Annotated in this window: 7 protein-coding genes; 6 read left to right on the top strand and 1 reads right to left on the bottom strand. The window is 62.8% G+C overall.

Features of this window, described 5'->3' with window-relative positions; genetic code table 11:
• Positions 1-441: 441 nt before the first annotated feature.
• Positions 442-570, bottom strand: a complete 129-nt coding sequence (locus tag ASE91_RS21050) for a CopG family transcriptional regulator (protein ID WP_162233651.1) — start codon at positions 568-570, stop codon at positions 442-444.
• A 146-nt stretch (positions 571-716) separates the two neighbouring features.
• Here ASE91_RS21050 and ASE91_RS10610 point away from each other — a divergent pair, with 146 nt between their 5' ends.
• The 6 genes from ASE91_RS10610 to ASE91_RS10580 all read left to right on the top strand — a co-directional run bounded on the left by ASE91_RS10610 (position 717) and on the right by ASE91_RS10580 (position 8,126).
• Positions 717-983, top strand: a complete 267-nt coding sequence (locus tag ASE91_RS10610) for a hypothetical protein (RefSeq protein WP_056625940.1) — start codon at positions 717-719, stop codon at positions 981-983.
• Positions 984-1,006: 23 nt separating this feature from the next.
• Entirely contained in the window at positions 1,007-1,825 is an 819-nt protein-coding gene (locus tag ASE91_RS18805; RefSeq protein WP_082453967.1) for a phage antirepressor N-terminal domain-containing protein, read from the top strand.
• 1,144 nt (positions 1,826-2,969) lie between these two features.
• Positions 2,970-4,055 carry an ROK family transcriptional regulator gene (locus ASE91_RS10595; RefSeq protein WP_200911241.1) on the top strand — a complete coding sequence of 362 codons (1,086 nt, stop codon included), beginning with the start codon at positions 2,970-2,972 and terminating at the stop codon, positions 4,053-4,055.
• Between the two features lie 237 nt (positions 4,056-4,292).
• Positions 4,293-5,255: an ROK family protein gene (locus ASE91_RS10590; RefSeq protein ID WP_056625956.1), complete on the top strand. Its 963-nt coding sequence runs from the start codon at positions 4,293-4,295 to the stop codon at positions 5,253-5,255.
• Entirely contained in the window at positions 5,248-6,624 is a 1,377-nt protein-coding gene (locus ASE91_RS10585) for a sugar porter family MFS transporter (protein ID WP_200911240.1), read from the top strand. The genes ASE91_RS10590 and ASE91_RS10585 overlap by 8 nt, the downstream gene beginning before the upstream one ends.
• The gene (locus ASE91_RS10580; RefSeq protein ID WP_056507770.1) at positions 6,621-8,126 is read left to right on the top strand and encodes a glycoside hydrolase family 32 protein; all 1,506 of its coding nucleotides are present in this window, start codon (positions 6,621-6,623) and stop codon (positions 8,124-8,126) included. The genes ASE91_RS10585 and ASE91_RS10580 overlap by 4 nt, the downstream gene beginning before the upstream one ends.
• Positions 8,127-8,182: the final 56 nt, after the last annotated feature.

Genomic DNA, 8,182 nt, shown 5'->3' with positions numbered 1-8,182 from the left:
CCGCCATCGCCCTGGCTGCCACCATCATCTTCTGGCTGTAATCAACGAGTCCTGACCCTAGCGAACGTACGCAGCTGCCTGCCGCGTTAGCAACCGGTCGTAACTGTGAAAAAACAGTCACTTATCCCTGCTGGAGGCAGCGTGATGTGTGCTTCCTGACCCCTTTTTATCGTCGTGGCAGGGCGTTCGGTTGCTTGTCGATTGTTCGGATGATTGCCGGGGCTTTCAACGGGCAACCGCCCGGACTGCCGTCCGGAATTGCTGCCAGCTGGTGCTTATTCCCGGGGCGCGATCGCCAACTTGGCAAGCCGACGCAATGCTTCCGGTCGAGACGGCCGGTCGGGCTGTTCCACGATCCACTGATCGAGCACAGCTAGTTCGTCCTGTGGGACGCGGACGGACACCTGTTCCGCACCGACACGGGGCCGGCCTCGTGGCCTTTTAGTATCCGTCTGCATCTAGACGTTCGACAATCATCAACCGGATCGCAGCGGCTCGGCTTTCATGCCGATCATCAGCCCAAGCGTCTAACCGAGCTGTAATCGCTGGAGGAAGTCGAACCCCGACCATGGGATCGCTTCCTGTCGCCGGTCGCCCTACGCGCCTTTTTTGATTATCAGATATTGCATTCGACATATTTTGTGATTATCACAAATGCAGCCCAGCGCAAGGCTGCCACCCTGCGCTGGGCCTGACCCGAACCAAGGAAATCACCCATGGCCCAGGCTACTTCACAGAATACCCGGCGTTCCGTTGTCGAGGAAGGGCATTACGCCATTACCGAGAACGAGTTCATGAACCTGACGCTGGTACGCGACGCGCTCGCAGGTGTTGCAGAACTGGCGTTCGATGGCCGGCTTGAACGAGCGACAGAGACGCCTGAAATCACCTGCCACAACTTGTCGGCGCTGATGCTGGTCCTCAGCGATCGACTGGGTACCATGCTCGACAACATGACCTTTTCCCACGGCCGTCGCGGTTGAGGCTAGCTCATAGGAGATAGGCCATGGCAACCCGAGTAGAGCTCGTGCCGTTCGACACGCAGCAGATCGCGACAGTCCAGCGCGACGCCGACATTTTCGTTGTTATGAAACCGATCGTTGCAGCCCTCGGCCTCGATTGGAATGGGCAGTATCAACGTATCAACCGGCACCCCGCCATCCGGCAGGGTATGTTTGTAACGCACATACCTTCTGCAGGCGGTGAACAAGAGGCGGTCACACTCCAACTCGAACAGTTTCACGGGTGGCTTGTGACGCTTCATCCTGATCGGGTTCGCGATCCTCTCAAGCGCGAACTCATCGTCTCGTATCAGCGCCGTGCATTCCGGGTGTTGTTCGATCACTTCCACGGCTCTCCCAAGCTACCGGCCGCGATGCCGATTCAGTCGCGCATCGCGATCCAGAACCAGGTGCTGCGGCTGACCGCCAAGCTGCAGCACACCCGCAACCGCACCGAACGTCGCGTCATTCATGCGATGATCGGCGACCTGTGTCGCGACATCGGCATGGCGGCGCCAGCGATGAACGATCTGGGCTTTGATGCCCCGCATCCCTCTGACGCGGTTGCACCTTTCTGGGCAGGAATCGCCGAGCTGAAGCGACGCGGCGTCGTCTTCAACCACAGCCGGACCAGCGGCCTGCTGGCCATCAACCGCACCGCGCTCGCAGAAGAGTTCAAGCGAGCAGGCATCACGCTTAAGCTCGACTCCCAGCTGGGCCGGGCGCTGCGGGCAAGCGACCCGCGCTACATCGCCGCTAAGACCGTCAACAGCCGCCTGACCGGGGGCGGCATCCACTGTTGGGTGTTCACCGACACCGACTGAGCTTTGCCCCGAAGGGCGAACGGAGTACAGGCAAGGGCCGGGACGCGAATGCGCGCTCCGGCCCTCCTGCTGTGCGCTACCGCCGCTGGCCGAGGACGACCTCCCGTCGACAACACGGCTTGGGAGGGGGGTCGGGAAAAGTCTTATCTCCTTTATCCCCCGGTTTTACTCCCCAGAAAACGGCGGAAATCCGCCATTTCTGATGTAACACGCTCGGCGTTACCGCTTCCTACATGCCCCCGGCAAAAACACTTATCCCACTGTAAAGAAACGATATTCTCAAAGCGAAATATTCGAAACTAAGTCTATTATCAGTAACGATGGGATAAGCGTCTTTGTAACGTTCCAAGTCATTGAAATTGCACGACTGTTCGACAGATAAGAAGTTTCCCGCCTCCCCCCTGCCTACTAAACCACCTCGCAAAACGCGCACGATATGGACGTTTTCGGGCGCTTGCTGACCCATTTCCGCTGGCGATGGCACCTCGGGTTTGGCGCTATCGGACACGTTCTCCGACCCACCGCCGGCACCCCGTCCAGCTGCGTCGATCTGCGTCGCGGGTGCGACCGAAAATGGCGGCATTCCGCCCAGCTTTCCCGCCAGTTTCGCTAGGAACGCGGCATGCGTCGAAAGCGCCACGAAAAGCGCGCGGGCGAGGCGGGGGGAAAAGCGTGTAATTCGGGGTCGCAACGCGAGCGGGCAGTGTCCATCTTGATGCTGACCATCGAACGCACGGACTTTGTCCTGGCCCGGCACGCTGACCATTGTGCGCTACGAGTAGCGGGAATTCGCGTCCGCCGTACTCGCGGTAGCACGGTCGAATGCGCCGTGAAGCGAGCGGGACCGTCCGCCCTAGCGATCGCTTCGGGAATTCGTGTCTGAGTCCGACTGCCGCGGCTCAATCTCGCGTGACCGGACCTCGGGAACACCAGCGGTACTGTTCGGCTCCGGCCTGTCAGGACGCCAATCTTTGCCAGGATCACGCCTTTTTCCCTACCGGGGCTGAACCGTCGCTCGCGAGATAAATTGCTACAAAGCGCGGTATTCTCCGAGGAATCCTGTGTATGGCATGCTCAGATGAACGGTCGAAATGGAGCGGATGCCCATATGCATATGGCGCGAAAGGGCACGAACGCTAGCGGGATGAGGCGGTATAACGAACGGCTGATCCTGTCGGCGATCCGGCGACTGGACGGTGCTTCGAAGGCCGAAATTGCGCGCGTAACCGGGTTGTCGCCGCAAGCGGTCGTACGAATTATCGACGAACTCGATAGCGACGGATTGCTGTTCCAAGCCGAAAAGCGCACCGGCGGCATGGGGCAGCCGGCCACGGTTTATCGCATCAACGGCGCGCGTGGTTACACGGTTGGTGTCGAGATCGGGCGCAATGCGATGACGCTGGTCTTGCTCGATTTCGATGGTCAGCAGCAGGCGCTGCAATGCGATGCGAGCCCGTTTCCGACCATCGATTTGGCGGTGGAGCGGATCGGCCGGTTTCTGCACGAACAACTGCCGGCATCGCTGCGCGAGCCCGGTACGTTTCTGGGCATTGGCATTGCCATGCCATGGTTTCTGGGCGAATGGCGCGACGAGATAGGCATTTCCGAACGTCAGGCGGCGGAATGGCGGCGGGAGGATGTGGCCGAACGGCTGCGTGCCGGGCTGAACTGTCCGACCTTTTTCGACAATGATGGCAATGCCGCGACGCTGGCGCATTTGTTGTGCGGGGCGGGGGGCGACCTGCAAAGCTATCTGTTCATCAACCTCGGCACCTTTGTCGGCGGCGGGCTGGTGGTGGCCGGGCAGGTTGTGCAGGGGCGGCATGGCAATGCTGGGGCGCTGGCGTCGATGCCGGTCATGGTTGACGGCCGACGCGATTCGCTTATCCATCATGCGTCGCTTTACGACCGCGACCGGGCGACGACGCCCGCCGCGCTGGAGGGTTGGCGTCACCGCTGTACCGAGGCGCTGACCTTTGCGATTGCAGGGGCCAACAGCCTGCTCGATCTGGAGGCTGTAATTCTCGACGGATCGCTCGACGCGCACGAGCTGGCCGGCATCGCCGCAGCGGTCGAGCGGCAGCTTGCCGCCGATGCCCCACCAGATTTTTTTGCGCCTGACATACGGGTCGGAACGCTGGGGCAACGGGCGGCAGCGATCGGGGCCGGGTTGCTGCCGCTGCACGCGCAATATTCGCCTGATCTCAGTAGTTTGTTCAAGCGCGCCTGACCCCGCCCAAAGCGATCGCAATAGTAGATATGCCGCTTTTTATGACGAAGCGCCAAAGCTGGTTAGCGGTAACAGCAAACGATTGTCACCCAAGGCACTGATAACGCGCTGATTTCTCCCCTTGACCTACTAAATCACCTTTGTAGATTTAGTCGTACGGACCGTGAAAAGCGGCGGCGAGGGGAGAGTGATGATGAGGGTGGGTTCGCGTCGTAAAGGCCGGGCAGGGTACCGGTGGTGAACGAACCACTGCTGCTCGGTGGGATTGAGGCGGGGGGCACGAAGTTCCTATGCGCCGTCGCTGACCGTGATGGGACCATCCTGACCGAAACTCGAATTGCCACGACCACCCCGGCCGAAACGCTGGGCGCGGCCACCGCCTTCTTCCGCGATGCGCGGCGCGACCATGGCGCACTATCGGCATTTTCAGTCGGCAGCTTCGGACCGTTGTCGCTCAACCCGCTGGCCGGGGATTACGGCTACATCACCTCGACGCCTAAGCCGGGTTGGGAGAATGTCGACCTGCTGGGCACGCTCCGCGAGGGCGTCGATGCACCGATGACGCTCGACACCGACGTTAATTGCGCGGCGGTGGGGGAGCGGCTGTTCGGCAGCGGGCAGGGGCTGGACAGCTTCTGCTATGTCACCATCGGCACCGGCATCGGCGTCGGCCTGCTGATCGGCGGTGCGCCGCATGGTGGGGCGAACCATCCTGAGGCGGGGCATATCGCGGTGCCGCGCGCCGCCGGTGATGCGGCGTTCGCCGGCATCTGCCCGTTCCACGGCGACTGTCTGGAAGGGCTGGCATGCGGGCCGGCGATGCGGGCGCGGTGGGGCGTTCCGGCCGAACAGCTTCCCGCTGATCATCGGGCGTGGGATATCGAGGCGGACTATATCGCCGCGCTGTGCGCCACGCTGACCTATGTCATTCGGCCCGACCGGATCATCGTCGGCGGCGGCGTGATGCAGCCGCAAATGTACCCGCGCGTGCGCGCTGCGCTGGTCGCGAAGCTCGCCGGCTATGACGCCAGCATGCGGACGATCGACATGAGCGACTATATCGCCGCGCCGACTGCGGGCGCATCGGCTGGGCTGACTGGGGCGCTGGCACTCGCCTATCGCACCGCGACCCGGCAATGGCCGATGCACTGGCGCACTGCTGAACCCTTTCATGTGAACAAGGAGACCGCCGATGCATAGCGTCGCGACGCCGGGTGGCCGGCAGGATGTGGACGATGCACGGGCGACGACCGCGATCGTGCTGAGCGCGGCCGGCGCGGCATTGGGCGGGCTGTTGTTCGGGTTCGATACCGCCGTTATTTCCGGCGCGACGCAGGCGCTGCAGGAACGTTTCGCGCTGACCGATGCGTCGCTGGGCTTCACCGTTGCCTCCGCGCTGATCGGGACGGTCCTCGGGTCGCTGGTCACCGGGGCGCCCGCCGACCGCTATGGTCGCAAGGCGATCATGCTGTCGGTCGCCGTCGCCTATGTCGTGTCGTCGCTCGGCACCGGTCTGGCGCAGAGCTGGCCGATGCTGATCGCGTTCCGGTTCCTGGGCGGTCTGGCGATCGGCGCGGCGTCGGTGGTGACGCCGATCTATATCGCGGAGGTATCGCCCGCGAAGTTTCGCGGGCGCCTGGTGGCGATGAACCAGCTGAACATTGTCCTGGGCATTCTGATCGCGTTCCTAAGCAACTATCTGATTGCGCAGTCGCTGCCGCCAGAAGTGGCATGGCGGTGGATGTTCGGCATCGTCGCGGTGCCGTCCGCGTTGTTCCTTGGGGTCACCTTCCTACTGCCCGAAAGCCCGCGCTGGCTGGCGGTAAAGGGCGAGAAGGGGCAAGCGATCAAGGTCATGACTCGGCTAGGCTTTCTCGACCCGCAGGCCGAGCTAGCGCGGATCGAGGCGGCGGAGCGGCGCGACGTAGCGCAGGGCGACACTCGCCTGTTCCAGCCTGCGCACAGCTTTCCGGTCGCCTGCGCCATCGCAATCGCGCTGTTTAACCAGCTGTCCGGCATCAACGCGCTGCTCTATTACGCGCCGCGCATCTTCGAACTGGCCGGGGCGGGTGCCGACAGCGCACTGTTGCAGTCGATCGCGGTCGGCGGCACCAACCTGGTGTTTACTGTTGCTGCGTTGTTTTTCATCGACCGGTTCGGCCGGCGGCCGCTGCTGCTCGTTGGATCGATCGTTTGTGCCGCAGCGCTGCTGATGGTCGGGTTCCAGCTCGAACGCAGCACGCCCAACGGCATGCTGATCCTGGGCGGGCTGCTCGCCTTCATCGCAGCCTTTGCCATCAGCCAGGGCGCGGTGATCTGGGTGTTCATTTCCGAAGTATTCCCCAGCCACGTGCGCGGCAAGGGGCAGGCCTTAGGATCGACCACCCACTGGGTCGCCGCGGCGGCGATCACATGGCTGTTCCCAATCGTGGCGAGCGCGGTCGGCGGATGGGTCTTCGCCTTCTTCGGCGCGATGATGCTGTTGCAGTTGGTGTGGACGGTGCGGGTGATGCCGGAGACGAACGGCGTCGCGCTGGAAGACATGAATCTGAAGGGAAATGCGGCATGAAGCGGCTCGCGATCCTCGCCATGACCGGTCTGATGCTCACCACCGCCGCGTCGGCACAGCGACCCGATCCGCGCCCGGCCTATCACTTCGCGCCGGCTGCCAACTGGATGAACGATCCCAATGGCCTCGTTTATTACGAGGGTGAGTACCATCTGTTCTACCAGTATAACCCACATGGCGATCGCTGGGGCCATATGAACTGGGGCCACGCGGTTAGCCGCGATCTGGTGCATTGGCAGGAACTGCCGATCGCCATTCCCGAAACCGGCGACGTTATGGCGTTTTCGGGCAGCGCGGTGGTCGACTGGAATAACACGACCGGGTTCGGCAAGGGCGGCAAGCCGCCGCTGGTTGCGATCTATACCGGCCATAATCCTAAGGCGAAGCTGCAGTCGCAATATGTCGCGTACAGCAACGACAAGGGCCGGACCTGGACCGTTCATGGCGAAGTGCTGAGCGTAGGATCGCCTGAATTCCGAGATCCCAAGGTGTTCTGGCACGCTGCGACCAGGCGATGGGTGATGGTCGCGGTGATGGCGCTGGAGAACCGTGCCGTCCTGTTCACCTCGTCCGACCTGAAGCGATGGACCTTTGCCAGCAGCTTCGGCCCCGCCGGTGCGCGCGGCAAGAACTGGGAATGCCCCGACCTGTTCGAGCTGCCGGTCGAGGGTGGCACCCCGGGTGAGAAGCGCTGGGTGCTGGGCATCAACCTGGGCGACAATGCCGTCGGTGGCGGTTCGGGCGGGCAGTATTTCGTCGGCGATTTCGACGGCAAGCGGTTTACTACCGTTCCCGGTTGGCCGGGCGAGGCACACTGGATGGATTACGGCGCGGATTTCTATGCCGCCGTATCGTGGAACGATTTGCCGAAGACCGATGCGCGCCGGATCTGGATCGGATGGGCGAACGACTGGCGCTATGCTGAGGCGATCCCGACCTGGCCGGCTCGCGGGCTGATGACCGTGCCGCGCGAAGTGACTTTGAAAAAGACACCCGCCGGCTATCGCATCGCGCAGATGCCGGTGCGCGAGGTCGCGACGTTGCGCGGCGCGCGGCGGGACTTCTCAGCGACGCTGGGCGAGACGCCGACCGACCTGCCTATCGCGGGTGGATCGGCCGACCTGACCATCGACCTTGACACCGACACTGCCGAACAGGTCACAATCGCACTGACCGACGAACAGGGGTATCAGACGCTGATCGGGGTCAATCCTGGCGTGGACGAACTGTTCGTCGATCGCACCCGGTCGGGGCCGCATTTCCACGACGGATTCGCCAACCGCCATATCGCTCCGGTCGACCTGAAGGGGCGCAAGATACGCCTGCGAGTGCTGGCCGATGAATCGATCCTCGAAGTCTATGCTGCGGATGGCACGCGGACGATCACCGATCGCTTCTTTCGCGGCGGTGGACAGCTTCGTTGGAGCGCAATGGCGCGCGGCGGGGCGGCACGCCTGACGATGCAGGCGTGGCCGATGACGGCGAAGGCGGCGGCGCGATGACATGATCCGCTTCGTCGATACGGCGGCAGCGACCGTACCGGGCTGAACGCCCGCCC

Source organism: Sphingomonas sp. Leaf62 (genome assembly GCF_001421915.1).
Classification (GTDB): Bacteria; Pseudomonadota; Alphaproteobacteria; order Sphingomonadales; family Sphingomonadaceae; genus Sphingomonas.
This window is presented reverse-complemented; position numbering and strand designations above follow the sequence as displayed.

Bases quoted from the DNA above. Each gene is read 5' to 3' on its own strand.
- ASE91_RS10595 (WP_200911241.1), top strand. From the start codon at position 2,970: ATGAGGCGGTATAACGAACGGCTGATCCTGTCGGCGATCCGGCGACTG.
- ASE91_RS10610 (WP_056625940.1), top strand. From the start codon at position 717: ATGGCCCAGGCTACTTCACAGAATACCCGGCGTTCCGTTGTCGAGGAA.
- ASE91_RS10580 (WP_056507770.1), top strand. From the start codon at position 6,621: ATGAAGCGGCTCGCGATCCTCGCCATGACCGGTCTGATGCTCACCACC.
- ASE91_RS21050 (WP_162233651.1), bottom strand. From the start codon at position 570: ATGGTCGGGGTTCGACTTCCTCCAGCGATTACAGCTCGGTTAGACGCT.
- ASE91_RS10585 (WP_200911240.1), top strand. From the start codon at position 5,248: ATGCATAGCGTCGCGACGCCGGGTGGCCGGCAGGATGTGGACGATGCA.
- ASE91_RS18805 (WP_082453967.1), top strand. From the start codon at position 1,007: ATGGCAACCCGAGTAGAGCTCGTGCCGTTCGACACGCAGCAGATCGCG.